Origin of the sequence: Streptomyces xanthophaeus (assembly GCF_030440515.1) — a bacterium.
GTDB classification, from domain to species: Bacteria; Actinomycetota; Actinomycetes; order Streptomycetales; family Streptomycetaceae; genus Streptomyces; species Streptomyces kutzneri.
In genome coordinates this window covers 2,658,147-2,684,609 of the sequence record NZ_CP076543.1, presented here as the reverse complement: position 1 = coordinate 2,684,609, position 26,463 = coordinate 2,658,147, and the positions used below count along the sequence as shown (strand labels likewise).

Annotated in this window: 22 protein-coding genes; 18 read left to right on the top strand and 4 right to left on the bottom strand. The window is 71.9% G+C overall.

Annotated elements, in window-relative coordinates; genetic code table 11:
• The first annotated feature begins 21 nt into the window (after positions 1 to 21).
• The 9 genes from KO717_RS11350 to KO717_RS11310 all read left to right on the top strand — a co-directional run bounded on the left by KO717_RS11350 (position 22) and on the right by KO717_RS11310 (position 10,446).
• Entirely contained in the window at positions 22 to 762 is a 741-nt protein-coding gene (locus KO717_RS11350; protein ID WP_301366361.1) for an enhanced serine sensitivity protein SseB C-terminal domain-containing protein, read from the top strand.
• 420 nt (positions 763 to 1,182) lie between these two features.
• Complete coding sequence (locus tag KO717_RS11345; protein WP_301366360.1) at positions 1,183 to 2,178, top strand: ABC transporter permease; 996 nt, start codon at positions 1,183 to 1,185, stop codon at positions 2,176 to 2,178.
• Between the two features lie 78 nt (positions 2,179 to 2,256).
• A complete protein-coding gene (locus KO717_RS11340) occupies positions 2,257 to 4,005 on the top strand; it encodes an ABC transporter substrate-binding protein (RefSeq protein ID WP_301366359.1) in 1,749 nt (582 codons plus the stop codon).
• A gap of 152 nt (positions 4,006 to 4,157) precedes the next feature.
• A complete protein-coding gene (locus tag KO717_RS11335; RefSeq protein ID WP_301366358.1) occupies positions 4,158 to 5,165 on the top strand; it encodes an ABC transporter permease in 1,008 nt (335 codons plus the stop codon).
• A gap of 80 nt (positions 5,166 to 5,245) precedes the next feature.
• Positions 5,246 to 6,313 (top strand): ABC transporter ATP-binding protein, encoded by a 1,068-nt coding sequence (locus tag KO717_RS11330; protein ID WP_301374470.1) that lies wholly within the window; start codon positions 5,246 to 5,248, stop codon positions 6,311 to 6,313.
• A 32-nt stretch (positions 6,314 to 6,345) separates the two neighbouring features.
• Positions 6,346 to 7,422, top strand: coding sequence for an ABC transporter ATP-binding protein (locus tag KO717_RS11325; RefSeq protein ID WP_301374469.1), 1,077 nt, complete (start codon positions 6,346 to 6,348; stop codon positions 7,420 to 7,422).
• Between the two features lie 152 nt (positions 7,423 to 7,574).
• Positions 7,575 to 8,231 (top strand): trimeric intracellular cation channel family protein, encoded by a 657-nt coding sequence (locus tag KO717_RS11320; RefSeq protein ID WP_301366357.1) that lies wholly within the window; start codon positions 7,575 to 7,577, stop codon positions 8,229 to 8,231.
• A 47-nt stretch (positions 8,232 to 8,278) separates the two neighbouring features.
• Positions 8,279 to 9,136: a thioesterase family protein gene (locus tag KO717_RS11315; RefSeq protein ID WP_189742916.1), complete on the top strand. Its 858-nt coding sequence runs from the start codon at positions 8,279 to 8,281 to the stop codon at positions 9,134 to 9,136.
• A 146-nt stretch (positions 9,137 to 9,282) separates the two neighbouring features.
• Complete coding sequence (locus tag KO717_RS11310; RefSeq protein WP_301366356.1) at positions 9,283 to 10,446, top strand: cysteine desulfurase family protein; 1,164 nt, start codon at positions 9,283 to 9,285, stop codon at positions 10,444 to 10,446.
• Here KO717_RS11310 and KO717_RS11305 read toward each other — a convergent pair.
• A complete protein-coding gene (locus KO717_RS11305; RefSeq protein WP_301366355.1) occupies positions 10,439 to 11,113 on the bottom strand; it encodes an N-acetylmuramoyl-L-alanine amidase in 675 nt (224 codons plus the stop codon). The genes KO717_RS11310 and KO717_RS11305 overlap by 8 nt on opposite strands.
• Positions 11,114 to 11,174: 61 nt before the next feature.
• Between KO717_RS11305 and mnmA the strand changes: the two genes are divergently transcribed.
• Complete coding sequence (gene mnmA / locus KO717_RS11300; RefSeq protein WP_030725384.1) at positions 11,175 to 12,308, top strand: tRNA 2-thiouridine(34) synthase MnmA; 1,134 nt, start codon at positions 11,175 to 11,177, stop codon at positions 12,306 to 12,308.
• Between the two features lie 69 nt (positions 12,309 to 12,377).
• Here the strand turns inward: mnmA and KO717_RS11295 are convergent, their stop codons facing one another.
• A complete protein-coding gene (locus KO717_RS11295; RefSeq protein WP_301366354.1) occupies positions 12,378 to 13,151 on the bottom strand; it encodes a PE-PPE domain-containing protein in 774 nt (257 codons plus the stop codon).
• Positions 13,152 to 13,351: 200 nt separating this feature from the next.
• On the opposite strand from KO717_RS11295, the gene KO717_RS11290 reads away from it, so the two are divergent.
• The gene (locus tag KO717_RS11290; protein WP_301366353.1) at positions 13,352 to 15,871 is read left to right on the top strand and encodes a helix-turn-helix domain-containing protein; all 2,520 of its coding nucleotides are present in this window, start codon (positions 13,352 to 13,354) and stop codon (positions 15,869 to 15,871) included.
• Here KO717_RS11290 and KO717_RS11285 read toward each other — a convergent pair.
• Positions 15,857 to 16,153 carry a hypothetical protein gene (locus tag KO717_RS11285; protein ID WP_301366352.1) on the bottom strand — a complete coding sequence of 99 codons (297 nt, stop codon included), beginning with the start codon at positions 16,151 to 16,153 and terminating at the stop codon, positions 15,857 to 15,859. The genes KO717_RS11290 and KO717_RS11285 overlap by 15 nt on opposite strands.
• A 152-nt stretch (positions 16,154 to 16,305) precedes the next feature.
• The gene (locus KO717_RS11280) at positions 16,306 to 17,229 is read right to left on the bottom strand and encodes an NADP-dependent oxidoreductase (protein ID WP_301366351.1); all 924 of its coding nucleotides are present in this window, start codon (positions 17,227 to 17,229) and stop codon (positions 16,306 to 16,308) included.
• 127 nt (positions 17,230 to 17,356) lie between these two features.
• On the opposite strand from KO717_RS11280, the gene KO717_RS11275 reads away from it, so the two are divergent.
• The 7 genes from KO717_RS11275 to KO717_RS11245 all read left to right on the top strand — a co-directional run bounded on the left by KO717_RS11275 (position 17,357) and on the right by KO717_RS11245 (position 26,311).
• Positions 17,357 to 18,382 (top strand): GlxA family transcriptional regulator, encoded by a 1,026-nt coding sequence (locus KO717_RS11275; protein ID WP_301366350.1) that lies wholly within the window; start codon positions 17,357 to 17,359, stop codon positions 18,380 to 18,382.
• A gap of 87 nt (positions 18,383 to 18,469) precedes the next feature.
• Entirely contained in the window at positions 18,470 to 18,817 is a 348-nt protein-coding gene (locus KO717_RS11270) for a DUF1330 domain-containing protein (protein ID WP_301366349.1), read from the top strand.
• On the top strand, positions 18,814 to 19,770 hold the full coding sequence (locus KO717_RS11265; RefSeq protein WP_301366348.1) for a hypothetical protein: 957 nt from the start codon (positions 18,814 to 18,816) through the stop codon (positions 19,768 to 19,770). The genes KO717_RS11270 and KO717_RS11265 overlap by 4 nt, the downstream gene beginning before the upstream one ends.
• A gap of 61 nt (positions 19,771 to 19,831) precedes the next feature.
• A complete protein-coding gene (locus KO717_RS11260; RefSeq protein ID WP_301366347.1) occupies positions 19,832 to 20,521 on the top strand; it encodes an SDR family oxidoreductase in 690 nt (229 codons plus the stop codon).
• Positions 20,518 to 21,501: a methionine synthase gene (locus tag KO717_RS11255; RefSeq protein WP_301366346.1), complete on the top strand. Its 984-nt coding sequence runs from the start codon at positions 20,518 to 20,520 to the stop codon at positions 21,499 to 21,501. Before KO717_RS11260 ends, KO717_RS11255 begins: the two co-directional genes overlap by 4 nt.
• A gap of 31 nt (positions 21,502 to 21,532) precedes the next feature.
• Positions 21,533 to 23,734: an NAD-dependent DNA ligase LigA gene (ligA, locus tag KO717_RS11250; RefSeq protein WP_301366345.1), complete on the top strand. Its 2,202-nt coding sequence runs from the start codon at positions 21,533 to 21,535 to the stop codon at positions 23,732 to 23,734.
• A gap of 387 nt (positions 23,735 to 24,121) precedes the next feature.
• Positions 24,122 to 26,311, top strand: coding sequence for a putative bifunctional diguanylate cyclase/phosphodiesterase (locus KO717_RS11245; RefSeq protein ID WP_301366344.1), 2,190 nt, complete (start codon positions 24,122 to 24,124; stop codon positions 26,309 to 26,311).
• The last annotated feature ends 152 nt before the right edge of the window (positions 26,312 to 26,463 follow it).

Genomic DNA, 26,463 nt, shown 5'->3' with positions numbered 1-26,463 from the left:
GCGGACGAAGAGGGGTTCCGGGTGAGTGCGTCAGGCACGGCCGCGGCCGGGCAGGTCGAGCACATGATGCGCCAGGTGACTCCCGGGCGCTACGAGAGTTACGAGTCACTCCTGCACGCCCTCTCCGAGGGCCGGCTGTGGATGCTGCTCTGGCAGGGGCAGCCGGGCTCCCCGGACGCCCAGTACGGCGGTATGGAGGTCGAGAGCCTCGGCTACGCGCCCTGCGTCACCTCCCCCCAGGAGCTGGCCGCCAGCGGCTGGAACCGGGGCTACGAGGTGGTCACCGGGCGGGACATCGCCCGCGCGCTGTACCCGGACCGCTGGGGCCTGTGGCTCAACCCGCACGCCCAGGGCGGCGGCCTCGGCGTGCCCTGGGCCGACCTGCGCCGGATCGCCACCGGCCTGGACCGGATGCCGGCCGGCCCGCTGCGCCTCTCCGAGCCCGCGATCGAGCTCCCGCAGTTCTACGGGCTGCTGACCCAGCACGCCCACCGCACCCCGGCCGTGCGGTCGCTGCGCCGCGCGTGGGTGCAGCCCGCGCTCGGCTCCCCGTACCTCGCGGTCGGGCTCGACCTGTACGACGCCTCCGCGCCCGCGCTGGAATCCGTACGGGAGATGATGCGGCAGTCCGTCGGGGTGGTCCCCGAGGGCGTCCCGGTGTGCACGGTCGCACTCGGGGACGAGCACGACCCCGTCGCCATGTGGCTGCGCGCGCAGACCCGGCCCTTCTACGACCGTGAGGGTCAGGCGCCGGCGTACTGACCCGATATCCGCATATCGAGACATCCCTCTCGAAGGCCGCACCGATCCCATCGGTGCGGCCTTCGGCATATCCGGTGAATCCGCCCAGGATCCGTGCCCGAAAGGGCAGTTGGGACGGATGTCCGTTCCGTGGAGAACGGGCGGTGTTTCACCGCTCAACAGATCCCGGGGTTCGGATAACGGAAGGTGTAGGCGTAGATCACGGTTGCGCATCACATCCCCGGGGGGTCTGGCGGGCGCTTGAGAGGGCGTTGAAGACTCCACCCCACCGAAGGCCGGTCCATCTCGCAAACACCAGCTCTTCACGTGCACTTCCGGCACATTTCGTGCCGATCGCACCACCAGCGACGCCGATTGAACCAAGCCGCCACAGCGGCGGGCATGGGCCGACCGATGTCGGCCGAGAGGGGTCCCACCACGATGACGGCACCACTGCAGGACACCAGCGCGGCCGAGCCCGCAGCCGTGGCCACCTCCGAGGTTCCGCGCAAGGCGATCGAGGGACGCTCGCTCGGCCGTATCGCGTGGACCAGACTCAAGCGCGACAAGGTGGCGATGGCCGGCGGCGTGGTCGTGCTGCTGCTGGTGGTCCTGGCCATGCTCTCGCAGCCGATCCAGTGGATCTTCGGGCTGGACCCCGACGCCCTGCACCAGGACCTCATCGATCCCTCCCTGGCCACCCCCGTGGGCTCCTTCGGCGGCATCAGCTGGGAGCACCCGCTGGGCGTGGAGCCGAAGTTCGGCCGCGACATCGCCACCCGCATCCTGGAAGGCTCCTGGGTCTCCCTGCTGGTCGCCTTCGGATCGACCGTGCTCTCGGTGTTCATCGGCTCCGTGCTGGGCGTCATCGCCGGGTACTACGGAGGCTGGGCCGACACGGTGATCAGCCGCATGATGGACACCTTCCTCGCCTTCCCGCTGCTGCTCTTCGCGATCTCCATCTCGGCCGCCCTCCAGGGCGGGGCCTTCGGCCTCGAAGGACTGCCGCTGCACATCAGCGTGCTGATCTTCGTGATCGGCTTCTTCAGCTGGCCCTACATCGGACGCATCGTGCGCGGCCAGACGCTCTCCCTGCGCGAGCGGGAGTTCGTCGACGCGGCCCGCAGCCTCGGCGCCCGCGGCCCCTTCATCGTCTTCCGCGAGCTGCTGCCGAACCTGATGGCGCCGATCCTCGTCTACTCCACGCTGCTCATCCCGACCAACATCCTCTTCGAGGCCTCCCTGAGCTTCCTCGGCGTGGGTATCCAGCCGCCGCAGGCCTCATGGGGCGGAATGCTCAGCTCCGCCGTGGCCTACTACAAGGTCGACCCGATGTTCATGGTCGTCCCGGGCATGGCGATCTTCGTCACCGTGCTCGCCTTCAACCTCCTCGGCGACGGCTTGCGCGACGCCCTGGACCCCAAGAGCTCGCGCTGACCCTCCCGTTCCTCGGGCACCCGGCCGAGGCTCCGCCAGTACCCACCATCACTCCGAATCAGGGGGCATCACTCCGCCATGAGAAGCAGGTCGAGAACAGCCGCGGTGCTTGCCGCCGCCATCACCGTCGCCCTCACCGCCTCCGCCTGCAATGGTGGTGACAAGACCGGCGGCGACGACAAGTCGGCAGGTGCCAACGCCGCCGTCAAGGCCGTGGTCAACGCCTCGGACAAGAAGGGCGGGACGGTCGTCTACGAGGCGTCCGACACCCCCGACTCCTTCGACCCCGGCAACACGTACTACGGCTTCGTCTTCAACTTCAGCCGCCTGTACGCCCGTCCGCTGACCACCTTCGCGCCCGCCCCGGGCGCCGAGGGCAACAAGGTGGTCCCGGACCTCGCCGAGAGCCTCGGCGTGCCGAGCGACGGCGGCGCGACCTGGACGTACAAGCTGCGCAAGGGCGTCAAGTACAGCGACGGCTCCACGGTCACCTCCAAGGACGTCAAGTACGCGGTCGAGCGCAGCAACTTCGCCCGTGACGTGCACTCCAACGGCCCGAACTACCTCGCGCAGTACCTCAAGAACAACGAGACCCCGTACGAGGGCCCGTACAAGGACAAGTCCGACACCGGACTGCAGTCCATCGAGACCCCCGACGACCAGACGATCATCTTCAAGCTGAAGCAGCCCTTCGCCGAGTTCGACTACCTGCTGGCGAACCCGCAGTCGGCCCCCGTGCCGAAGGCCAAGGACAACGGCGCGGACTATGTGAAGAACATCGTCTCCTCGGGCTCGTACATGTTCGAGAGCTACGAGCACGACAAGCAGGCCGTCCTGGTCCGCAACCCCAACTGGGACGCCTCCACGGACCCGCTGCGCAAGCAGCTCCCGGAGAAGATCGTCGTCAAGCTGAAGGTCAACCAGGAGACGATCGACTCCAACCTGAAGGCCGGCAACACCCACATCGACATCGTCGGCAACGGTGTGGCCCAGCAGACCCAGACCGAGCTGCTGACCTCGAAGGACCCCAACACCGACAACGCCGAGGGTGGTCGCCTGGTCTACATGGCGATGAACACCAAGGTGGCGCCCTTCGACAACGTCGAGTGCCGCAAGGCGGTCCAGTACGCGATCGACAAGGTGTCGGTGCAGACCGCCTTCGGCGGCCCCATCCGAGGCGCCATCGCCAGCACCGTCCTGCCGACCGACATCCCCGGTCACGTGGACTTCAACACCTACAAGACCCCGGACGACAAGGGTGACGAGGCCAAGGCCAAGGCCGCGCTGACCGCCTGCGGCCAGCCGAACGGCTTCGAGACCACCATCACCGCGCGCAACGACCGCGCCGGCGAGGTCGACATGGCCACGGCCATCCAGGCGTCCCTGAAGAAGATCGGGATCACGGTCAAGATCCAGCAGTTCCCGGCCGGCAAGTACTTCAGCGACTACGCGGGCGTCCCGAAGTTCACCGAGGACAACAAGATCGGCCTCATGATGATGCAGTGGGGCGCCGACTGGCCGAGCGGCTTCGGCTTCCTCCAGCAGGTCGTCCACGGTGACTCGATCAGCAAGACGGGCAACACCAACCTGTCGCAGCTGAACGACCCCGAGATCAACAAGATGCTGAACGACAACATCGCCAACACCGACTCCGCCGCCCGCGAGAAGGTCTACGGCGAGATCGACAAGAAGGTCATGGACCAGGCGGTCATCGTGCCCCTGACCTACTTCAAGGTCCTGCACTACCGCTCGCCCAAGCTCACCAACGTGGTCTCCAACCCGGCGTGGAGCGGTCAGTACGACTACCTCAACATCGGCCTGAAGTAACCCCGGACGTCAAGTCCTCAGGCAGTTCGACCCTCTCAGCCAGATCTGCCAGAACCGTGGAAGGCAGGTGAAGGCAGCAGTGCGCGCGCCGGTCCGTCCCGCGCCCCCGACCGGGGTGCGGGGCGGACCGGCGGACGCCGAAGCCGACCCCCGTGTTTGTGTACATCGTCCGGCGGCTGTTCGCCGCGGTGTTCCTGCTGCTCGTTGTCAGCGCGATCACCTTCGCGATCTTCTTCCTGCTGCCCCGGCTGGCCGGCGGCACGGCCGACTCGCTGGCCACCCAGTACGTGGGCAAGAACCCCTCGCCCGAGTCCATCGCCGCGGTCAAGAAGAACCTCGGTTTCGACCAGCCCCTGTACGCGCAGTACTGGGACTTCCTGCGGGGCATCTTCGCGGGCCGCGAGTTCAACTACGGCCCCGACCCCTCGCAGTGCAGCGCCCCCTGCCTCGGCTACTCCTTCAAGGACCACGTCGAGGTCTGGCCCGACATCGTCAACCGGCTGCCCATCACCGCCTCCCTCACCCTGGGAGCGGCCGTCATCTGGCTGATCACCGGCGTGACCACGGGCGTGGTCTCGGCCCTGCGGCCGGGCTCGCTCTTCGACCGGCTCGCGATGGGCGTGGCCCTCGCCGGCGTCTCGCTGCCGATGTTCTTCACCGGCACGCTCTCGCTGGCCGTCTTCGTCTTCAACTGGCCCGTGTTCACCAATGTGTACGTGGACTTCTCCCAGGATCCGGCCGCCTGGTTCCAGGGGCTGGTCCTGCCCTGGAGCACGCTGGCCTTCCTCTACTCCGCGCTCTACGCCCGGCTCACCCGGGCCGGAATGCTGGAGACCATGAGTGAGGACTACATCCGCACCGCGCGCGCCAAGGGCCTGCGCGAACGGGTGGTCATCACCCGCCACGGGCTGCGCTCCGCGCTGACCCCGATCGTGACCATCTTCGGCATGGACTTCGGGCTGCTCCTCGGCGGCGCCATCGTCACCGAGACGGTCTTCTCGTACCACGGCATCGGTGAGTACGCGTACCACGCCATCGCGGTGAACGACCTGCCGAAGATCCTCGGGGTGACCCTCTTCGCCGGAGCCTTCATCGTGCTGTGCAACCTGGTGGTGGACCTCGTCTACGCCATCATCGACCCGAGGGTGAGGCTGTCGTGACCGATCCGACTCCGAAGGGGAACGAGGCCGGCGCGACCGACGCCGCCGACCGCGGCGCGCACACCGCGACCGCCACGGCGCTGGTGGCGGGACCGGGCGACGGCCCTCCCTCCGAGGCCTTCCTCGACGTACGCGACCTCAAGGTCCACTTCCCCACCGACGACGGCGTGGTCAAGTCCGTCGACGGGCTCTCCTTCCAGCTGGAGAAGGGCCAGACCCTCGGCATCGTGGGCGAGTCCGGCTCCGGCAAGTCGGTCACCTCGCTGGCCGTCATGGGCCTGCACCGCGCGGGCAACGCCGACCGCTCCAACGTCGAGATGTCGGGCGAGATCTGGCTCGGGGGCAGGGAACTGCTGTCCGCCGATCCCGAGGAGGTGCGCCGGCTGCGGGGCCGCGACATGGCGATGATCTTCCAGGATCCGCTGAGCGCGCTGCACCCGTACTACACGATCGGCGCCCAGATCGTGGAGGCGTACCGCGTCCACAACGACGTGGACAAGAAGACGGCGCGCAAGCGGGCCGTCGAGATGCTCGACCGGGTGGGCATCCCCGAGCCGGGCAAGCGCGTGAACGACTATCCGCACCAGTTCTCCGGCGGCATGCGCCAGCGCGCGATGATCGCGATGTCGCTGGTCAACAACCCCGACCTGCTGATCGCGGACGAGCCGACCACGGCCCTGGACGTCACCGTGCAGGCGCAGATCCTGGACCTGATCCGTGATCTGCAGAAGGAGTTCGGCTCCGCCGTCATCATGATCACGCACGACCTGGGCGTGGTCGCGGAGATGGCCGACGAGATCCTCGTGATGTACGGCGGCCGGTGCGTCGAGCGGGGCACCGCCGAGAAGGTCTTCTACGAGCCCCGCCACCCCTACACCTGGGGCCTGCTGGGCTCGATGCCGCGCATCGACCGCGAGCAGAGCGAGCGCCTCATCCCGGTCAAGGGCTCCCCGCCCAGCCTCATCAACATCCCCGACGGCTGCGCCTTCAACCCGCGCTGCCCGTACGCCGATGTGCCCAAGGGCAACGTGACGCGTACGGTCCGGCCCGAGCTCACCCAGGACGACAGCCGCCACTGGTCCGCCTGCCACATGTCGCAGGACGAGCGGACCCGGATCTGGACCGAAGAGATTGCGCCGAAGCTGTGACCGAGACGCCTGACACGAAGAAGCCGGAATCGGTGGTCATTCCCGCGCAGGCCAAGGACTCTCCCGAGGTCCTGCTCAAGGTCACCGGCCTGACGAAGCACTTCCCGATCACCAAGGGGCTGATCCGGCGCCAGGTGGGCGCGGTCAAGGCCGTCGACGGCCTCGACTTCGACGTCCGGCGCGGGGAGACCCTCGGCATCGTCGGCGAGTCCGGCTGCGGGAAGTCGACCATGGGCCGGCTGATCACGCGGCTGCTGGAGCCGACCGGCGGCTCCATCGAGTTCGAGGGCAGGGACATCACGCACCTCGGGGTGTCGGGCATGCGCCCGCTGCGCCGGGACGTGCAGATGATCTTCCAGGACCCGTACGGCTCGCTGAACCCCCGCCACACGGTGGGCACCATCGTCAGCGCGCCGTTCAAGCTCCAGAAGGTCACCCCGGAGGGCGGGCTCAAGGCGGAGGTCCAGCGGCTGCTCTCGCTCGTGGGCCTCAACCCCGAGCACTACAACCGCTACCCGCACGAGTTCTCCGGCGGCCAGCGCCAGCGCATCGGCATCGCCCGGGCCCTCGCACTGAAGCCGAAGCTGGTGGTCGCGGACGAGCCCGTCTCGGCGCTGGACGTGTCGATCCAGGCCCAGGTGGTCAACCTGCTGGACGACCTCCAGGACGAGCTCGGGCTCACCTACGTGATCATCGCGCACGACCTGTCGGTCATCCGGCACGTCTCGGACCGCATCGCCGTGATGTACCTCGGCAAGATGGTCGAGCTGGCCGACAACAAGGGGCTGTACGGGGCGCCGATGCACCCCTACACCAATGCCCTGATGTCGGCCGTGCCCGTGCCCGACCCGAGGCGGCGCGGCGCCAAGAGCGGCCGCATCCTGCTCAAGGGCGACGTCCCGTCGCCGATCTCGCCGCCGAGCGGCTGCCGCTTCCACACCCGGTGCTGGAAGGCCACGCAGATCTGCGCGACGCAGGAGCCGCCGCTGCTGGCGCTGAAGCCGGGCCACCAGGTGGCCTGCCACCACCCGGAGAACGCCCCCGACCAGGCGCCGGGCGACCAGCCCCTGCCGGGCGCGGCGGACGCGGTGGCCAAGGTCACGGAGTGACGAGTACGCCGGCGGGGCCGTGCTGTTTCAGCCCCGCCGGCGTGTGAGGCGCGGGGGTGCGGGGGCAGCGCCCCCGCAACGACGCCGCACCGCACACCGGCCTCGGTGGAGCCCCGCATTCCGTCGAGCCCGCCGCAGGTGACAATGGCCCGGTGCTCCACGATCTCTTCCCGCCCGGGATCCAGCATGCCCTGGACCTCGCCGGCATCTTCGTCTTCGCCACCGCAGGCGCCCTGCTCGCCGTCCGCAAGAACTTCGACGTCTTCGGCATCGCCGTCCTCGCGCTCGTCACGGCCCTGGGCGGCGGTCTCTTCCGGGACATCGTCATCGGCGCCGTGCCGCCCGCAGCCTTCGGTGAGCTCAGCTTCTTCGTGACCCCCCTGGTCGCCGCCGCGATCGTCTACTTCCTGCACCCCGAGGTGCAGCGGATCAACCACGCCATCAACGTCTTCGACGCGGCCGGCCTCGGGCTGTTCTGTGTGACGGGTACGACCAAGGCCTACGAGTTCGGCCTCGGCCTGACCGCCTCCGCGGCGCTCGGCGTGACCACGGCCGTCGGCGGCGGCGTCCTGCGCGACGTGCTGGTCAACGAGGTGCCCTCGCTGCTGCGCGACCGCGAGATGTACGCCGTCCCCGCGCTGGTCGGCGCCTCGATGGTGGCCGTCTTCATCAGCCTGCACGCCCTCAACGGCATCACCACCGGTCTCGCGATCGTCACCACCTTCGTCCTGCGCCTCCTCGCCATGCGCTACCACTGGCGGGCTCCGCTGGCCTGGAACAGGCGGTCGTCGGTGGCCGAAGAGCCGTAACAAAAGAAAGCTACCGCTTAGTAGCAAGCCCGTGTACCGTCGTTTACATGTCACACGCAGCTGCCAAGGCATCCATCGGCGACAGTGAGTTCGACCGCGACACCGCCATCACCGCACGCGCGGGCGAGCCCGGGGTGTACGACGCGGAACTCTCCGCCGGCTGGACGATCATCGCCGCCGTGAACGGCGGCTACCTGCTGGCCCTGGTCGGCCGGGCCCTGTCGGCGGCCCTCCCGCACCCGGACCCGTTCACCGTCTCCGCGCACTACCTGACCTCCTCCGTGCCCGGCCCCGCCGTGATCCGCACCCAGGTCGTGCGCGTCGGCCGCACCCTCTCCACCGGCCAGGCCTCGCTGTTCCAGTACGACGAGAGCGGCGCCGAGATCGAGCGCATCCGCGTCCTCGCCTCCTACGGCGACCTCGCGGCCCTGCCGGACGACGTACGCACCGTCGCCGTGCCGCCCGCCATTCCCGCCTACGAGGACTGCATCGGCCCCGAGGCCGGCCCGGCCCCGATCCCCGGCAGCTCCGCCATCGTGGACCGGCTCCGCCTCCGCCTGGACCCGGCGACCGCCGGATGGGCCGTCGGCGCGCCCTCCGGCAAGGGCGAGATGCGGGCCTGGTTCGAGCTGGCCGACGGCCGCGACGCCGACCCGCTCTCCATGCTCCTGGCCGTCGACGCGCTGCCGCCGACCGCCTTCGACATGGGCCTGGTGGCCTGGACCCCGACGGTGGAACTCACCACCCACGTCCGCCGCCGCCCGGCCCCCGGACCGCTCCGGGTCTCCATCACCACCCGCAACCTGGCCGGCGGCTTCCTGGAGGAGGACGCCGAGGTCTGGGACTCCTCGGACCACCTCGTCGCGCAGTCCCGCCAACTGGCCCGCGCCCTGCGCCCGGCCTGACACAGGCCGGCCCGGGCCCGGCACACCGGGCCGGGCCCGGCACCGGGCCGGGGCGACCGGTCCGGCGGTGCCCGGGATGCCTTGCCGGCCATCGTGGGGTCCCGCGGGGCGAGGGGCCACCGGCGGGCTCGTAGAATCGGGGGATCATGGCCTACCTCGACCACGCCGCCACCACCCCGATGCTGCCGGAGGCCGCCGCGGCGATGACCGCGCAGTTCGCCGCCACGGGGAACGCCTCCTCCCTGCACGCCGCCGGCCGCCGGGCCCGCCGTACCGTGGAGGAGGCCCGCGAGGCCTTCGCCGAGGCGGTAGGCGCCCGCCCCAGCGAGGTGGTCTTCACCGCCGGCGGCACGGAGGCCGACAACCTCGCCGTCAAGGGCCTCTACTGGGCCCGGCGCGACGCCGACCCCGCCCGGACCCGGGTCATCGCCAGCCCCGTCGAGCACCACGCCGTGCTCGACGCCGTCCACTGGCTCTCCGAGCACGAGGGCGCACAGGTCGAGTACCTGCCCGTGGACCGCTACGGGCGCGTCCACGCCGACGCCTTCCGCGAAGCCGTCGAGCGCAACCCCGACGACGTGGCCCTGGCCACCGTCATGTGGGCCAACAACGAGATCGGGACCGTCATGCCGGTCCGCGAACTGGCCGCCATCGCCCGCGAGTACGGGATCCCGCTGCACTCCGACGCCGTCCAGGCCTTCGGTCAGCTCGACGTCCACTTCGGTGACAGCGGCCTCGCCGCGATGACCGTCAGCGGCCACAAGATCGGCGGCCCCTACGGCATCGGCGCACTGCTGCTCGGCCGCGACCAGAGCCCCGTACCCGTCCTGCACGGCGGCGGCCAGGAGCGGCACGTCCGCTCCGGCACCCTCGACGTGCCGGCCGTCGCCGCCTTCGCCGTGGCCGCCGTCCTCGCCGTCGAACGGCGCGAGCGGTTCGCCACCGAGATCGGCGCCCTGCGCGACGAGCTGGTCGCCGCCGTCCGCGCGGCCGTGCCCGACGCCGTCCTCGGGGGCGACCCCGACGAGCGGCTTCCCGCCAACGCCCACTTCAGCTTCCCCGGCTGCGAGGGCGACTCGCTGCTGCTCCTGCTCGACGCCCAGGGCATCGAGTGCTCCACCGGCTCCGCCTGCACGGCGGGCGTGGCCCAGCCCAGCCACGTCCTGCTGGCCGCCGGCACCGACCCGCAGCTGGCCCGCGGCACCCTGCGCTTCTCCCTCGGCCACACCTCCACCAAGGAGGACGTCGCGGCCCTGGCCGCGGCCATCGGCCCGGCGGTGGAGCGCGCCCGCACGGCCGGCCTCAGCTAGGAGCCTCCAGGGCCGCCCGGATCAGGCCGATGTAGCGGTTCCAGTCCCAGTGGCGGCCGGGATCGGTGTGGTCGGCGCCCGGCACCTCGGAGTGGCCGACTATGTGCGTGCGGTCCGCCGGTATGCGGTACCGGCGGCAGACGTCGGCCGCCAGCCGGGCCGAAGCCGCGTACATCGCGTCCGTGAAGTCCTGCGGGCGGTCCACGAAGCCCACGTGCTCGATGCCGACACTGCGCTCGTTCATCGAGCGGTTCCCCGAGTGGAAGGCCACGTCCAGCTCGCGCACCATCTGCTCCACGTGCCCGTCCCCGCGCACTATGTAGTGCGCCGACGCCCTGTGCCACGGGTTCTTGAAGGCGTCCACCGAGGACTCGAAGCCGCCCTGTGTGACATGCACGACGATCCGGTCCACCCGGTAGTCGGCCGGACGGTCCGCCTTGCGCCAGTTCGCGGGCGAGGCCGAGGTCCAGCTCGCGCCCGCGTGGTCCAGCTCGCCCTCCTTGCGCGGCTTGTCCACACCCGGTATCAGCCACCAGGCACGGCCGATCTCCTCCCGGCCGGCCACCGCGGCAACCGCGAAGACCCCGAGCCCGCCGAAGAGCACGGCCCTGCGGGTCCGCCCCGGCGACTTCTTCCCCTTGTTCCCCTGCTCGACGATGTGATCCACCCCCCGTACCCCGATAACGCGCTGTGACCCCGCCCGGTTCCCCCGTACTCTGGACGGTGCTATGACTGAGAACCTGCCGCGCACCGCCCGTCCCCTTCGCGTCCTGGCCGCCATGTCCGGGGGCGTGGACTCCGCCGTCGCCGCCGCCCGCGCGGTCGAAGCCGGGCACGACGTGACCGGCGTCCACCTGGCGCTCTCCGCGAACCCGCAGTCCTTCCGGACCGGCGCCCGCGGCTGCTGCACCATCGAGGACTCCCGTGACGCCCGCCGGGCCGCCGATGTCATCGGCATCCCGTTCTACGTCTGGGACCTCGCCGAGCGCTTCCGCGAGGACGTCGTCGAGGACTTCATCTCCGAGTACGAGGCAGGGCGCACCCCGAACCCGTGCCTGCGCTGCAACGAGAAGATCAAGTTCGCGGCGCTGCTCGACAAGGCCCTCGCGCTCGGCTTCGACGCCGTCTGCACCGGCCACTACGCGACCGTCGTGCTGAACGAGGACGGCTCCCGCGAGCTGCACCGCGCCTCCGACATGGCCAAGGACCAGTCCTACGTCCTCGGCGTCCTCGACGAGAAGCAGCTCGCCCACGCCCTCTTCCCGCTCGGTGACACCCTCACCACCAAGGAAGAGATCCGCGCCGAGGCCGAGGAGCGGGGGCTGGCCGTCGCGAAGAAGCCCGACAGCCACGACATCTGCTTCATCGCCGACGGCGACACCCAGGGCTTCCTCGCGAACCGCCTCGGCAAGGCCGAGGGCGACATCGTCGACGAGGCGACCGGCGAGAAGGTAGGCACCCACGAGGGCGCCTTCGGCTTCACCATCGGCCAGCGCAAGGGCCTGCGCATCGGCCACCCCGCCCCCGACGGCAAGCCGCGCTACGTCCTCGACATCTCGCCGGTGAACAACACCGTCACCGTCGGCCCCGTCGAGGCCCTCGACGTCACCGCCCTCACCGCGATCCGCCCCCGCTGGTGCGGAGCCGTGGCCGCCGCCCCGGGCACCTACACCGCCCAGCTGCGCGCCCACGGCGGCGAGACCGAGGTCTTCGCCGAGGTCGTGGACGGCGAGCTGCGCGTCTCCTTCACCGAGCCGGTCCGGGGCGTGGCCCCCGGTCAGGCGATCGTGCTCTACGACGGGACCCGCGTGGTCGGCTCGGCCACCATCGCGACCACGACGCGGGCCGCCGCCACCGTCTGAACGGCGCCCTTCACGGCATGACGCCGCGGCCCGTCCCCCCGGGCGGGCCGCGGCGCCGTGCCGTCCCGGTCAGGCCGCCGGGTACCAGACGGTCCCGTTGCCGCCGTGCTGGGCGAGGGTGGTCGCGATGATCTCGCCCTCCCGGAAGTAACGCGGGTGCTGCTGCAGGAAGCCGGGGAAGGAGTCCAGGGACGTCGCGTCACAGACCCCGTCGGTCTTGATGCAGTGGCGCTGGACCGGGACGCCGGGGAAGTCCTCCGGCCCGGTGCCGGGGGAGTACGCCACGAACGGGATGAGGACCCCCTGGGGGACCAGGCGCCAGAAACCGGTTCCGGGCTGCATCGGGTCGGAGTAGAGCATGCCGTCGACCCGGTCGCGCGGCACCTCGGTGCCGTTGTCCGCGATCGTCTGGAGCAACAGGTCGGCGACCCAGGCGCCCTGGGAGTAGCCGGCGATCGTGAAGGTGGCGGTCGGGTCGCTCCGGTAGGCCTCCTCCAGGGCGGCCCGGGCGTTCCAGTAGCCCTGGTTCACGCTGTCGCCGAAGCTCGGTGCGAAGGGGGCCGGTTGTTCGTTGTGGCTGCCGACGAAGGGGCCGCCGCTGGCCACGTAGCAGACCGGAATCGCGATGCCCCCGTTCAGATTCCTGTTCGCGGCGTCGAAGCTCGTGGTGCACCCGGGCGCCTCCGCGGCCGCGCCGGTACCGCCGATCTCGATGTAGTAGTGGTTCGCCGGGGCGGCGTGCGCAGTGGTCGGCGCGGCCACGGCGCCGGCGAGTAGGAGGGCCGTTGCTGCGACGGCGGACTTGAGGCGGCGGGCGAGCCTGTTGGGCTTCGTGGTGGACATGCGGGTCAACTCCCCTGGATCGATGCGGTCGCCGCGTCGGGTGCGGCGACCGGCCCTCATCGTGGTGTTCGTGCTGGTCGGAGGACCATGCCCGCAACCGGCCATATGTGGCCGGTCGGTGATGCCCCGTGGTTTGACCGGGATCCGGGAGGACATCGGACTCACGTGGCAGGGACGTCGTCGGGTGGAAGGGCGGACAGGTGAGCAGCCGGTTCGGTGCGTTGCTCCGCGGGTTGCGGCACGAGGCGGGGATGACGCAGGAGCAGTTGGCCGAGCGGTCCCGGCTCGGGGTCCGCACCATCCACCGGCTGGAGACCGGCAAACCCACCGACGCCCGCATGGGAACGGTGAAGCAGGTCGCGCACGCGCTGGCCGACGAGCTGAAGCGCGACCGGGACGAGCTCTGGACGGACCTGCTGGCCGCCCACCGCGGCAACGGAGCCGCCGCCGGTGAGGACCTACGTGCCGCACCTGCTCCGGTGCCGGAGCCGGCGCCGGAGCCGGCGCAGGCGCCCCGGACGCTGCCGGAGCGGACGCCCGAACCGGACCGTCCGGCCCGGCCGGTGCCGTACCGCACACTGCCGACGTCCCGGGGCGCCCTGGCCGAGGCCGCCGGGGCGCTCGCCCACGACGTCTACGGCCGCTGCATCCGCGAGGAGGAGCAGCGCCGCATCCACGACCCTTTCCCGCTGCCCGTGCGGTGGCGGTCGGCCCCCGCCGACCTGCTGGACCACTGGGACAACATCCGCGGCTCCGTGCCCGGAGCCGCCCGCGGCCCGCTCTCCCTGGACGGCGGCCTCACGGACATCGCCGACGTCTACCGGCGCGTCCGGTCCGGGCGGCTGGTGGTGCTCGGCCGGGCCGGCTCCGGCAAGACCGTCCTCGTCCTGCGGTTCGTCCTCGACCACCTGGGCGCGCGCTCCGACGCCGAGCCCGTGCCCGTGGTCTTCAGCATGGGATCGTGGGACCCGACCGGCACCACCCTGCGCGACTGGCTGATCGCCCGCCTGCTGCGCGACCACCCGAACCTCGACGCCCGCGCCGCCGGCGGCCCGACCCTCGCCGCCGCCCTGGTGGACGCCGGATGGATCCTGCCGGTCCTGGACGGGTTCGACGAGCTGGCCACCGGGCTGCTCGGCGTCGCCCTGCGCGAACTCAACGCGAGCTCGCTGCCGCTGCTCCTGACCAGCCGCACCGAGCAGTTCGCCGAGGCCGTCGGGGTCGAGGTGCTCCGCCGGACCGCGGGCATCGAGCTGCTGGACCTGGACGCCGCCGACCTGGTCCACTACCTGCCCCGCACCGCGCGCCCGGGCGCGCCGGCCGGCCCGGAGGGACCGGACGGCGGGGACGGCCGGGCCGCCACCGGCTGGGACCCCGTCCTGGAGCGGCTGCGCACGGACCCGGACGACGGGCCGGGCGCACGCCTGAGGGCCGTACTGAGCACCCCGCTGATGGTCCTGCTCGCCCGGACCGCCTACAGCGACACCCCGGCCCAGGACCCGGCCGGGCTGCTGGACGAGGCCCGCTTCCCGACCCCGGAGGCCATCGAGGAGCATCTGCTGGCCGGGTTCGTGCCGAGCGTCTACCAGCCCCTGCCCACGGCCGTCCCGGGCGACCGCCGCGGGCGCAGGCCCCGTACCTGGGACCCGTACCGCGCCGGGCGCTACCTGGGCCACCTCGCTGGCCACCTGGACCGGCCCGGGCACCACGCGGGCCAGGACCTGGCGTGGTGGCAGCTGCGCGACTCGCTGCGGCTGTCCTCGCGGATCCTGGCCGTCGTCCTCGCCTGCTCCCTGGTCACCGCCGTCGCCGACTGGCTGGTCTTCCCGGCGAAGAATCTGGCAGCGGGCCGCGGCGCCGCGTTCGCCCTGGGTGCGGGCCTGCTGGACGCGGTGCTGTTCGGCCCCGCCGTCGGCCTCGCCTTCGGGCTGGTCTACGGGCTCATGGCCGTGCTCGGGATCCGGGCGTTCGAGCCGTCCCGGGTGCGGATGCGGCTGCCCGGCCGCCGCCGGCGGGGCGTCGGACCGTCCTCCCGCAGGTTCGCCACCCTGGTCCCGGCCGGACTGCTGGGCGGCTTCGTGATGGGCCTCGGGTGCGGGATCGCCTTCACCGTGGGCGCGCAGCTGACGTACGGCGGGATGCCGGTCGACGCGGCGGTGATCGAGGCGACGGCCGTCAACTGCCTCATGTACGGGCTCACGTTCGCCCTGGCGGGAGGGCTCGTACTCGGGCTCGTGGCCACGCTGGAGACCCCCATCGACCTCGGCCGGGCCGCCACCCCCACGGACCTGCTGGCCGTCAACCGCAGCATCGTGGTGCGCCAGGCACTCTTCCTCGCGCCGATGCTGACCCTGGTGATCGCCTTCGGCGGCCGGCTCATGACCGAGCTGCTCCAGGGTGTCGTCGGCCCCCTGACCTGGCCGATGGCCGACGGGCTCGCGCTCGGCGCCGTGGGCGGGGTGGCCGGCGCGCTCTCCTACGTGCTGGCGTTCACCGCCTGGGGCCAGTGGGTGCTCCTGGCCCGGATCTGGCTGCCGCTGACCGGCCGCCTCCCCTGGGCGACGGTCGCCTTCCTGGAGGACGCCTACCGGCGCGGCGTCCTGCGCCAGGTCGGCGCCGTCTACCAGTTCCGCCACGCCCGCCTCCAGGGCCACCTGCGCGGCCGGCCGACGGGGCCCGCCGGCCAGGACGCGCCGGGCGCAGGGTCACCCGCCCGGTGATCTCCACACCGTCTCGGGGCGGTGGTCCGGCCCGGTGATCGTCGCCCAGCAGAGCCCGCAGGAGATCATGTCGTTGTCCTCGCCGAAGGTGAGATCCGCAGGCTGGCCCGGTACGGACCTGGACACCGCGAAGTCGATCGGCTTCTCCATGTAGCACTGCTGGTCGCTCTTGGTCGGCCAGAACGCATCGTCGCCGAGGCTGGACGAACGCGGGCGGAAGCTGCTGCCGGCCCGGACGAGCGCGTCGACCATCTCGTACATGTGTCGCTGCGAATGCTCCATGGCCCGAGTCTGCACCGGGTCGCCGCATGACCACGGGGCGGGGTGGCCGACGGACGCAGTCCGCCCGCCGTCCCCGGTCACGCAGGGGCGGCGGGCGGACTGCGGCGAACCTCGAACCTGATCGCCCGGACGGGTCGCGGTCGGTGTGCGCCTCAGGCGACGGTCAGGACGATCTTGCCGGTGGTGCGGCCCTGCTCACCGATCTCGTGGGCCTTCGCGGCCTGCTCCAGCGGCAGCACCGTGTCGACCAGCGGCTTCAGCAGGCCCTGCTCGACGAGCGCCGCGATCTCCCGCAGGCCGCCCAGGTCCGGCTCCACCAGGACCCAGGAGGCGTGCACCCCCTGCGGGTCGGCCGGGAGGGAGTCCGGGCCGGGCAGGGTCACCAGGTGGCCGCCGGCCTTGAGGACCTTCAGGGAGCGCCGCGTGTAGTCCCCGCCGATGGCGTCGATCACGACGTCCACGTCGGCGACGGCGTCCTCGAAGTCCGTGGTGCGGTAGTCGATCACCTCGTCGGCGCCGAGCTCGCGCAGCAGTGCGTGCTTGCCCTCGCTCGCGGTGCCGATCACGTACGCGCCCCGGGCCTTGGCGATCTGCACCGCCAGGTGGCCCACCCCGCCGGCCGCCGCGTGCACCAGCACGCGCTGTCCGGCGCTCACCCCGGCCGTGTCCACCAGGGCCTGCCAGGCGGTCAGTGCGGCCAGCGGCAGCGCCGCGGCCTGCACGTGGTCCAGCGTGGCCGGCTTGGGGGCGAAGTGCCGGGCGGGGCCCGTCACGTACTCGGCGTAGCCGCCCGCCTGCCGCGGGAAGTGCGGCATGCCGTACACCTCGTCACCGGGGGAGTGGCGGGTCACGCCGGGGCCGACCGCCTCGACGGTGCCGGAGACGTCCCAGCCGACGATCGGGTGCTCGCCCCAGGCGATGAGCGCCCCGCTCTCCCGGGTCTTCCAGTCGACGGGGTTGACGCCGGCCGCGTGGACCCGGACGAGGACCTCGCCCAGACCGGGCTCGGGCCGGTCGATCTCCCGCTCGACCAGGTTCTCCGGGCCGCCCCACTCGTTCACGACGATCGCGCGCATTTCTGTCCGCCTCATTCCATCCGCAGGTGTCGGGATCCGGGTCGTTTCCCGGCGACGTGTCCCAGATTCGGGCACGGCACCCCTCGGTGGTGTTGGCCGTTTGGCCACTATGTGACAGGATCTGGCCATGAGCGAGACGCGGGAACACACCGAGCACACGGCCCGCCCCGGGAGCGGCACGGACGGACGGCACCTCGTCGCGGTGCTCGCGCTGCCGGGCTTCCCCCCGTTCGAGCTGGGCATTCCCTCCCGGGTCTTCGGCAGTGCCGTGGGCGAGGACGGCGAAGACCTCTACGAGGTCGTCGTCTGTACCGCCGACGGCGCCCCCGTGCTCAGCGACTCCGGCTTCACCCTCCAGCCCGCCGCCGGGCCCGAGGCCCTCGCCGCCGCCGACACCGTGATCGTCCCGCCCACCCACGCCATGCCGGAGCTGGCCCTCGGCGGGCCGCTGCCGCCCGCGGTCGCCGCGGCCATCGCCCGCATCCGCCCCGGCACCCGCCTCGTGTCGATCTGCACCGGCTCCTACGTGCTCGCCGCCGCCGGCCTGCTCGACGACCGGCCCGCGACCACCCACTGGAACCTCGCCCGGGAGTTCCGCCGCGCCTACCCGAGGGTGCGCATCGACGAGGACGTCCTCTTCGTCGACGACGGCGACGTCCTGACCTCGGCCGGCGTCTCTGCCGGGGTCGACCTGTGCCTGCACATGATCCGCCGCGACCACGGTGTCGCCGTCACCAACCGGGCCGCGCGCATGTGCGTCGTCCCGCCCTGGCGCGACGGCGGCCAGGCCCAGTACATCGACCGCCCCGTCCCCGATCCGACCGTCGCCACCACCACCGCCACCCGCGCCTGGGCCCTGGAACGCCTCGCCGAACCGGTCACCCTCGGCGAGCTGGCCGCGCACGCCCGGATGAGCCTGCGCACCTTCACCCGGCGCTTCCGCGACGAGGTCGGCATGACCCCGGTGCAGTGGCTCACCGCGCAACGCCTGGAACTGGCCCGCCACTTGCTGGAGTCCAGCGACCTGCCGGTCGACCTGGTGGCCCACCGGGCCGGCTTTGGCTCCGCGAACTCCCTGCGCCAGCACATGCGTTCCACGCTCGGTGTCTCCCCGATCGCCTACCGGCGCACCTTCCAGCCCGCATCGGCATGACCTCGCAGGTCATCGCCGGCGCGGCTGCGTGCTGACAGGATCGGAGCAACGCCCGCACCGGCGGGCCCGTGCACAGGGGGAGAGACCATGACCGCGTACGCCATCGCCCACATACGCCCCGACATCATGAACGAGTACATCCTCGAGTACATCGAGCGGATCCCGTCGACGATGGAACCCTTCGGCGGCCGCTTCCTCGTCCACGGCAAGGAGGTCGAGGTCATGGAGGGCCCCTTCCCCGGCACCGTCGTCGTCATCGGCTTCACCGACATCGAGAGTGCCCGCGCCTGGTATGCCTCCGACGCCTACCGGGCCATCCTCCCGCTGCGCACCGACCACATCCCGGGCGAGGTCATCCTGGTCGAGGGCGTCCCGGCCGGCTACGACGCCCGGCGGACGGCCGCGGCCCTGCGCGAAGCGGCCGGGCCGCGATGAACCCGGTCGTCTACATCCTCGGCGGACCGGACGGATACGGCGCCACCGACGACGACTGGGGGGCCGTCGGCCTGGATTTCGACCTGCTGGCCGGTCCGGACTTCCTGTTGGCGCTGATGCGCCAGGGCTCCTCGTACGGACAGCCGTACTCCTGGCGGCCCGACGACGAGATCGACGCGGGCGTCGCGGTGGACCCAGACTGCAAGGTCCTGCGGCTGTTCGTCCTGGAGGGCCCCCTCGCCGAGACGTACACCCGCCGGGCCGCCTTCGCCCTCCTGCGGGCTGCCTGGCCCGGCTGGAAGGTGCACTGGATCTACGGCGCCCAGACCGGGCTGCGGAGCTGCCTCGGCCTCGACCCCGCGGACGACGAGGACCGCGAGCGCCGGGTATGGGCCGACGACCTCTTCGTCTCCCGGCCCGAGGTACCGCACACCCCGGGTCCGGGCCTGGCGTCCACGGTGGTGACCCTGGACGGCCCGGACCGCTGCCACCTGGTGGGCTACGGCTTCGACCACCCCGTCATGCATGGTCCGGCCCTGCTCGACCTCCTGGACGGGGCGACGGACGAGGGCGGCTACCACGGGCTCGCCGAGGGCGGCGTGCGTATCGACGCGCACCGCCGCCGGGTCGGCTGGTGGACCGTCGGGACCCAGATCCACTCCGACACGGTGGCCGCGCGCTGGCCGGGCTGGACGGTCGAGTTCTGGGAGGACCGCTGGGCCGAGCATCGCGCGGCCTCGGGCGGCCGCTTCGACCCGACCGAGCCGGACGACACGGCCACGCTGATCTCCGTACGGGACGCGGCGCTGCGGCACTGGACGCCGATCCCCACCGATGAACGCGACGGGCTCATCTGCCTGGCGGGACTCACCGGGAGGGGCCTCACCACCCGGCAGGCGCCGCCGGTTCGGGCCCGGATCGAGGCGGCTTACCGGCAGGCCGCCGGGGGATGACGAGGGATGACGAGGGATGACGGGGGGTGACAGGGGATGGCGGGGTGCGAGCATGGGCGGTATGGCTACTCACTTGATCACCGGTGCCGGCTCCGGCATCGGCGCCGCCGTCGCGGCCCGGCTGCACGCACGCGGCGACGACCTCGTCCTCCTGGCCCGGGACGCAGGCCGTGCCCGCGAGCTCGTCGGCCGCTACCCCGGCGCCACGTCCCTCGTCGGCGACCTCGCCGACCCTGACCGGCTGTCGTGGGCGTTCTCCAAGCAGGCCGTCCCGGAGCGGATCGACTCCCTGCTGCACATCGCCGGGATCGTCGACCTCGGTCCGGTCGGTGAGCTCCGGCCCAAGACCTGGCACCAGCAGCTCAACGTGAACCTGATCGCCCCCGCCGAGGTCACCCGGCTGCTGCTGCCCACCCTGCGCGCCTCCAAGGCCACCGTCGTCTTCGTGAACTCGGGCGCCGGTCTGGCCGCCCACCCCGACTGGAGCGCGTACGCCGCCTCCAAGCACGGGCTCAAGGCGCTCGCCGACTCGCTGCGCGGCGAGGAGCGGGCCAACGGCATCCGCGTCACCTCCGTCTACCCGGGCCGTACCGCCAGCCCCATGCAGGCCAAGGTGCACTCGCAGGAGGGCAAGGAGTACGACCCGGCCGCCTGGATCGACCCCGAGTCGGTGGCCACCACGATCGTCATGGCCATCGACCTCCCCCGCGACGCCGAGGTCAACGACCTGAGCGTCCGGCCGGGCCGATGAGCGCCGGCGCCACCGGCGTCGGATCGCTGCCCGGCGGCGACGCCCGCGAGGCAGCGAAGACCGTCACCGGGTCCTTCGAGGAGTTCCCCTACCTCGCCGAGCTGCCCGCCCGCGGGCCCGGCGCGGACATGATCGGCAGGTCCCTCGGACTGCTCGTCGACATGTACGCCCACGTCGAGCCCAGCGGCTGGCGGATCAGCGACCGCCCGGGACGGGACTCGAAGCGGGCGCGGTCCTGGCTGGGGGAGGACCTCGACGCGCTGGAGGAGTTCACCCAGGGGTACACGGGGAAGCTCAAGGTCCAGGCCGTCGGACCGTGGACGCTGGCCGGCGCCCTGGAACTGCACGGCGGCGAGGCCATGCTCCAGGACCCGGGGGCCTGCCGGGACCTGGCCGGATCGCTGGCCGAGGGCCTGCGCGAGCACCTGGCCGACGTGCGCAAGCGCATTCCGGGGGCCCAGGTCGTGCTGCAGCTCGACGAGCCCTCGCTGACGGCCGTACTGCTCGGCCGGGTCCGCTCGGCGAGCGGCTACCGCACCTACCGCGCCGTCGACCGGCAGGTGGTCGAGGGTGCGCTGCGCGACCTGTTCGCCGTCCACGACGGGGAGGTCGTGGTGCACTCCTGCGCGCCCGAGGTCCCCTTCGGCCTGCTCCGCAGGGCCGGTGCCACGGGGGTGTCGTTCGATTTCTCGCTGCTCACCGAGCGCGAGGACGACGCCATCGGGGAGGCGGTCGAGAGCGGCACGAAACTCTTCGCCGGAGTGGTGCCCGGCACCGACGCCCCGTTGTCGGACCCGGGCGGTAGCGTCATGGGTGTCAGGAAGCTTTGGCGCAGGCTGGGGCTGGCCCCGGGGACTCTGGCGGAGTCCGTCGTGGTCACCCCGTCGTGCGGTCTGGCGGGCGCTTCGCCCGCCTACGCCCGTGCGGTGCAGGCGCATTGCGTCAGGGCGGCGAGGTCGCTCGCCGACAACCCTGAGTGACGGTCGAAGACGGGCCACGGGAGGACACGGCATGGCAGCCGAACAGCAGGACACGGCAGTACCGACGGCGGCGCGTGAACAGCACGCGCTGCTGGCGGAGCAGGTCGAGGAGCACCGCTTCCGGTACTACGTGAACGACCAGCCGGTCGTCAGCGACGCCGAGTTCGACCAGCTGCTGCGCTCGCTGGAGGCACTGGAGGAGCAGTACCCGGAGCTCCGTACGCCCGACTCGCCCACCCAGAAGGTGGCCGGGGCGTACGAGACGGACTTCGCCTCCGTCGAGCACCGGGAGCGCATGCTCTCCCTCGACAACGCCTTCGACGACGAGGAACTGGCGGCCTGGGCCGAGCGGGTGGCCCGCGACGTGAACACCTCGGACTACCACTACCTGTGCGAGCTCAAGGTGGACGGCCTCGCCGTCAACCTCACCTACGAGAACGGCCGTCTCACCCGGGCGGCCACCCGCGGCGACGGCCGCACCGGTGAGGACATCACGCCCAACGTCCGCACCATCGCCGAGATCCCGGACCGGCTGAAGGGCGACCGGATCCCGTCCCTGGTCGAGATCCGCGGCGAGGTCTACTTCCCGATGGAGAAGTTCGAGGAGCTCAACGCGCGGCTGGTGGAGGCGGAGGGCAAGCCCTTCGCCAACCCGCGCAACGCCGCGGCCGGTTCGCTGCGGCAGAAGGACCCCAAGGTCACGGCGAGCCGCCCGCTGCACATGGTCGTGCACGGCATCGGCGCCCGCGAGGGCTTCGAGATCGAGCGCCAGTCGCAGGCGTACGAGCTGCTGCACGAGTGGGGTCTGCCGACCGCGCAGCACAACAAGGTGGTCGCCACCCTTGCCGAGGTCCGGGAGTTCATCGCGGACTTCGGCGAGAACCGGCACTCGGTGGAGCACGAGATCGACGGCGTCGTCGTCAAGCTCGACGAGATCGCCCTCCAGGGCCGGCTCGGCTCCACCGCCCGCGCCCCGCGCTGGGCGATCGCCTGGAAGTACGCGCCCGAAGAGGTCAACACCAAGCTGATCGACATCAAGGTCGGTGTCGGCCGCACCGGCCGCGTGACCCCGTACGCGCAGGTGGAGCCGGTGACGGTGGCGGGCTCCGAGGTCGAGTTCGCCACCCTGCACAACCAGGAGGTCGTCAAGGCCAAGGGCGTCCTCATCGGGGACACCGTGGTCCTGCGCAAGGCGGGCGACGTCATCCCCGAGATCCTCGGCCCGGTGGTGGACCTGCGCGACGGCACCGAGCGGGAGTTCGTGATGCCGGCCGTCTGCCCCGAATGCGGGACGGAGCTGCGGCCGATGAAGGAGGGGGACATCGACGTCCGGTGCCCCAACGGCCAGACCTGCCCGGCCCAGTTGCGCGAGCGGCTCTTCTACCTCGGCGGCCGGCAGTCCCTGGACATCGAGAACTTCGGCATGGTGGCGGCGGCCGCGCTGACCGGCCCTCTGGAGCCGGCCCGGCCGCCGCTGCTGGACGAGGGCGACCTCTTCGGCCTGACCATCGAGCAGCTGCTGCCCATCAAGGCGTACGTCCTGGACCCCGACAGCGGGCTGCCCAAGCGGGACCCGAAGACGGGCGAGGAGAAGATCGTCACGGTCTTCGCCAACCAGAAGGGCGAACCGAAGAAGAACGCCCTGTCCATGCTGGAGCACATCGCCGCCGCCAAGGACCGCCCGCTCGCCCGCATCATCAACGGCCTGTCCATCCGCCACGTCGGACCGGTCGCGGCCGAGGCCCTCGCCCGCGAGTTCCGGTCGATCGAGCGCATCGAGCAGGCCACCGAGGAGGAGCTGACCGCAACCGAGGGCGTCGGCGCGATCATCGCCGCCTCGCTCAAGGAGTGGTTCGCCGTCGACTGGCACCAGGAGATCCTGCGCAAGTGGCGGGAGGCCGGGGTCCGGATGGAGGAGGAAGGTTCCGCCGAGGAGCAGGGGCCGCGGCCCCTGGAGGGGCTGACCGTCGTCGTCACCGGCACTTTGCAGAGCCACACGCGGGACGGCGCGAAGGAGGCCCTGCAGAGCCTCGGCGCCAAGGTCACCGGATCCGTGTCGAAGAAGACCTCCTTCGTCGTGGTCGGCGACAACCCCGGCTCGAAGTACGACAAGGCCATGCAGTTGAAGCTCGCCGTCCTCGACGACGCCGGATTCGCCGTGCTGCTGGAGCAGGGCCCGGACGCGGCACGTGAGGCCGCGCTCCCGGTGGACGGCGAGGGCGAAGCGCAGTAGTACCGGCGGGGGAATCGCCGAGGGGGAGTAGCGAAGGCGAACGGATGCGTGGCGTGCGGCCGTACGGGCGGGCGCACGCCAGGCGCGGCGAACGGTGGTAAACGGCCGGTACAAGGCTGGTCGCAGGGCGGTGAGCTGTCGGATCATCGGACGGGTGACAGGGGGGTCCCGGTCCAAACTCACCCGTTCGGCGGATACCGTACTGATGAGGATGGCTGGGTCGCATTCGGGCAACCACTGCCGACCGCTGCCCCTGGGAGCCTCGCGCGTCCTACTGTTGAGGGGTGCGCCTGTCGTGCACGGCTGCAGGATGCGATTTCGGCCGTGGTGGCATGACATCGGGGCCATCGCGTGACATCGGCATCGCCGGCTGTGAGAGGTACGGGCATGAAACCCACCGAAAGCGCCGACCCGTCACCTGAATTCGGCGGGGAACTCCCGTCCATGCGGGCGGGCAGGGCGGGCAGGCCCGGGGTCCTGGGTGCCAGGACACCGGAGACCCGACCGGTCCACACCGGTGCGGGCGGGCAGGAGCGGCGCGGTGTGCTGCCCTTCCTCGTCGTGGGCCTCGCCGTCACGGCGCTCACCGCCGGCATCGTCTCCGCGCTGAGCGGTCGTCATGCGCTGTTCCCCGGCGGGCCGGTCGGCTGGGCCCTGGCCCTCCTCACCGGCATCATCGTCGGCCACCTCGTCGCCCTCGGCCGCGACCGCTGGTGGGGAGGCACCGGATCGGGCGCCGCGCTCACCCTCGGCGTGCTCATCCTCTACGGATGGGTCCCCGCCGGACTGGTCTCGCTCGCGGTGGTCTCCCTGGTCGGGGCCGCGCGCCGGCACCGCTGGCGACAGGGGCTGCTGCACGGCTCCGTGGACATCCTCGGCATCGGCGCCGGGGCGCTCGTACTCGCCTCCTTCGGCGAGGCGCCCTCCGTCGAGACCCCCTGGCTCCCGGCCTCCTGGGGGCTGGAGGCGGTCCCCGAGATCGTCTTCGTCGCCGTCGCCTACCTGCTCGCCACCCGGTTCCTGCTCTGGATCGCGCTGGCCCCGCCCGGCGACGGGCTGCCCACCGTCGCCCGCACGGCTCTGCTCCGGCAGGCCTTAGTAGCCGTGGCGCTGCTCGGCATCGCCCCCCTGATCTGCGTCGTCGCCGCCAGCCAGCCCGTGCTGCTGCCGCTGTTCGCCGTACCGCTGATCGCACTGGACTCCACCCTGTGGATCGCCCGGGCCCGCGCCGAGGAACAGCTGCGGGACCCGCTGACCGGGCTGCCCAACCGGCAGTGGCTGCTGGAGCGGGCCTGGTCCGCCCTGGACGAGGCCGAACGTTCCGGCACCCGGGCCGCCCTCGTGCTCATCGACCTGGACCGCTTCCGGGCGGTCAACGACACCCTGGGGCACCTGGCGGGCGACCGGCTGCTGCTCCAGATCGCCGAGCGGCTGCGCCAGGCCCTGCCCGAGGACGCCGAGGCGGCCCGGCTCGGCGGCGACGAGTTCGCCGTCCTGCTCCCCTTCGCCGACTCCACCACCAGCGCCCAGCGCATCGCCCGCCACCTGGTCGCGGAGCTCAGCTCCCCCCTCGACCTGGACGGCCTCACGCTCGTCCTGGAGGCCAGCGCGGGCCTCGCCGTCTTCCCCGACCACGCGCTCGACGCGGAGGGGCTGCTGCGGCGCGCGGACGTGGCGATGTACCAGGCGAAGCGCGACCGTACGGGCGTCGAGGTGTACGAGTCCAAGCGGGACAGCAACACCCCCGACCGCCTGGGCCTGCTCGGCGACCTCCGCAGGGCCCTCGACGCCGGGGAAGTGGAACTCCACTACCAGCCGAAGGTCCGCTTCGACGGCCAGGTCGCCGGGCTCGAAGCCCTGGTGCGCTGGGTGCACCCGGAACGCGGCCGGGTGTCCCCGGACGAGTTCATCGCGATCGCCGAGACCTCCGGGCTCATGCCGCACCTGACGGAGTACGTACTGGAGACGGCCCTCGCCCAGGTGGCGCGGTGGCGGGCCCAGGGCCTCAAGGTCCCGGTGGCGGTCAACGTGTCGCCCCGCGACGTCCACACCCCGGGCTTCGCGGGCGCCGTCGCCGCACGGCTGGCCCGCCACGGGGTCCCGGCGAGCGGGCTGCAGCTGGAGATAACGGAACACGTCCTGCTGGAGGACCCCCAGCGGGCGGCCGACACCATGGCCGGGCTCACCGGCCACGGCGTGAAGATGTCCCTGGACGACTTCGGCACCGGCTACTCCTCGCTCGTCCACCTGCGCCGCCTGCCGGTCAGCGAGCTGAAGATCGACCGGTCGTTCGTCGGCCGGCTGGCGGTCGACGCGCAGGACGCGGAGATCGTCCGCTGCACGGTGGACCTCGCGCACTCGCTGGGCCTGCTGGTCGTGGCGGAGGGCGTGGAGGACGACGAGACGTGGGAGCGGCTGCGGGACCTGGGCTGCGACGCCGTCCAGGGCTGGCTGGTCGCCGCCGCCATGCCGCCGCAGGAGGCCACCGCCTGGCTGCTGGCCCGCGGCGAGCGCGGCTGGCGCCGCCCGGCGGACATCACGGCGGAACTCGCCGCCGCGGAGGCCGACGCGGTCTGACCGCCGTCGGCTCGGCCGGGCACGGCTCCGCCGCCGGGGCCCTGCCCCGGACCCCGCGCCTCAATCGCCGGCGGGGCTGGAAGATCCAGCCCCGCCGGCGATTGAGGCGCGGGGTCCGGGCGGAGCCCGGGAGGGTCTGCGCAGCGGTCCGG

Excerpts from the sequence above, each read along its gene's own strand:
- KO717_RS11345 (WP_301366360.1), top strand. The coding sequence starts at position 1,183 with ATGACGGCACCACTGCAGGACACCAGCGCGGCCGAGCCCGCAGCCGTG.
- KO717_RS11340 (WP_301366359.1), top strand. The coding sequence starts at position 2,257 with ATGAGAAGCAGGTCGAGAACAGCCGCGGTGCTTGCCGCCGCCATCACC.
- KO717_RS11315 (WP_189742916.1), top strand. The coding sequence starts at position 8,279 with ATGTCACACGCAGCTGCCAAGGCATCCATCGGCGACAGTGAGTTCGAC.
- KO717_RS11310 (WP_301366356.1), top strand. The coding sequence starts at position 9,283 with ATGGCCTACCTCGACCACGCCGCCACCACCCCGATGCTGCCGGAGGCC.
- mnmA (WP_030725384.1), top strand. The coding sequence starts at position 11,175 with ATGACTGAGAACCTGCCGCGCACCGCCCGTCCCCTTCGCGTCCTGGCC.
- KO717_RS11295 (WP_301366354.1), bottom strand. The coding sequence starts at position 13,151 with ATGTCCACCACGAAGCCCAACAGGCTCGCCCGCCGCCTCAAGTCCGCC.
- KO717_RS11285 (WP_301366352.1), bottom strand. The coding sequence starts at position 16,153 with ATGGAGCATTCGCAGCGACACATGTACGAGATGGTCGACGCGCTCGTC.
- KO717_RS11280 (WP_301366351.1), bottom strand. The coding sequence starts at position 17,229 with ATGCGCGCGATCGTCGTGAACGAGTGGGGCGGCCCGGAGAACCTGGTC.
- KO717_RS11275 (WP_301366350.1), top strand. The coding sequence starts at position 17,357 with ATGAGCGAGACGCGGGAACACACCGAGCACACGGCCCGCCCCGGGAGC.
- KO717_RS11270 (WP_301366349.1), top strand. The coding sequence starts at position 18,470 with ATGACCGCGTACGCCATCGCCCACATACGCCCCGACATCATGAACGAG.
- KO717_RS11265 (WP_301366348.1), top strand. The coding sequence starts at position 18,814 with ATGAACCCGGTCGTCTACATCCTCGGCGGACCGGACGGATACGGCGCC.
- KO717_RS11260 (WP_301366347.1), top strand. The coding sequence starts at position 19,832 with ATGGCTACTCACTTGATCACCGGTGCCGGCTCCGGCATCGGCGCCGCC.
- KO717_RS11255 (WP_301366346.1), top strand. The coding sequence starts at position 20,518 with ATGAGCGCCGGCGCCACCGGCGTCGGATCGCTGCCCGGCGGCGACGCC.
- ligA (WP_301366345.1), top strand. The coding sequence starts at position 21,533 with ATGGCAGCCGAACAGCAGGACACGGCAGTACCGACGGCGGCGCGTGAA.
- KO717_RS11245 (WP_301366344.1), top strand. The coding sequence starts at position 24,122 with ATGAAACCCACCGAAAGCGCCGACCCGTCACCTGAATTCGGCGGGGAA.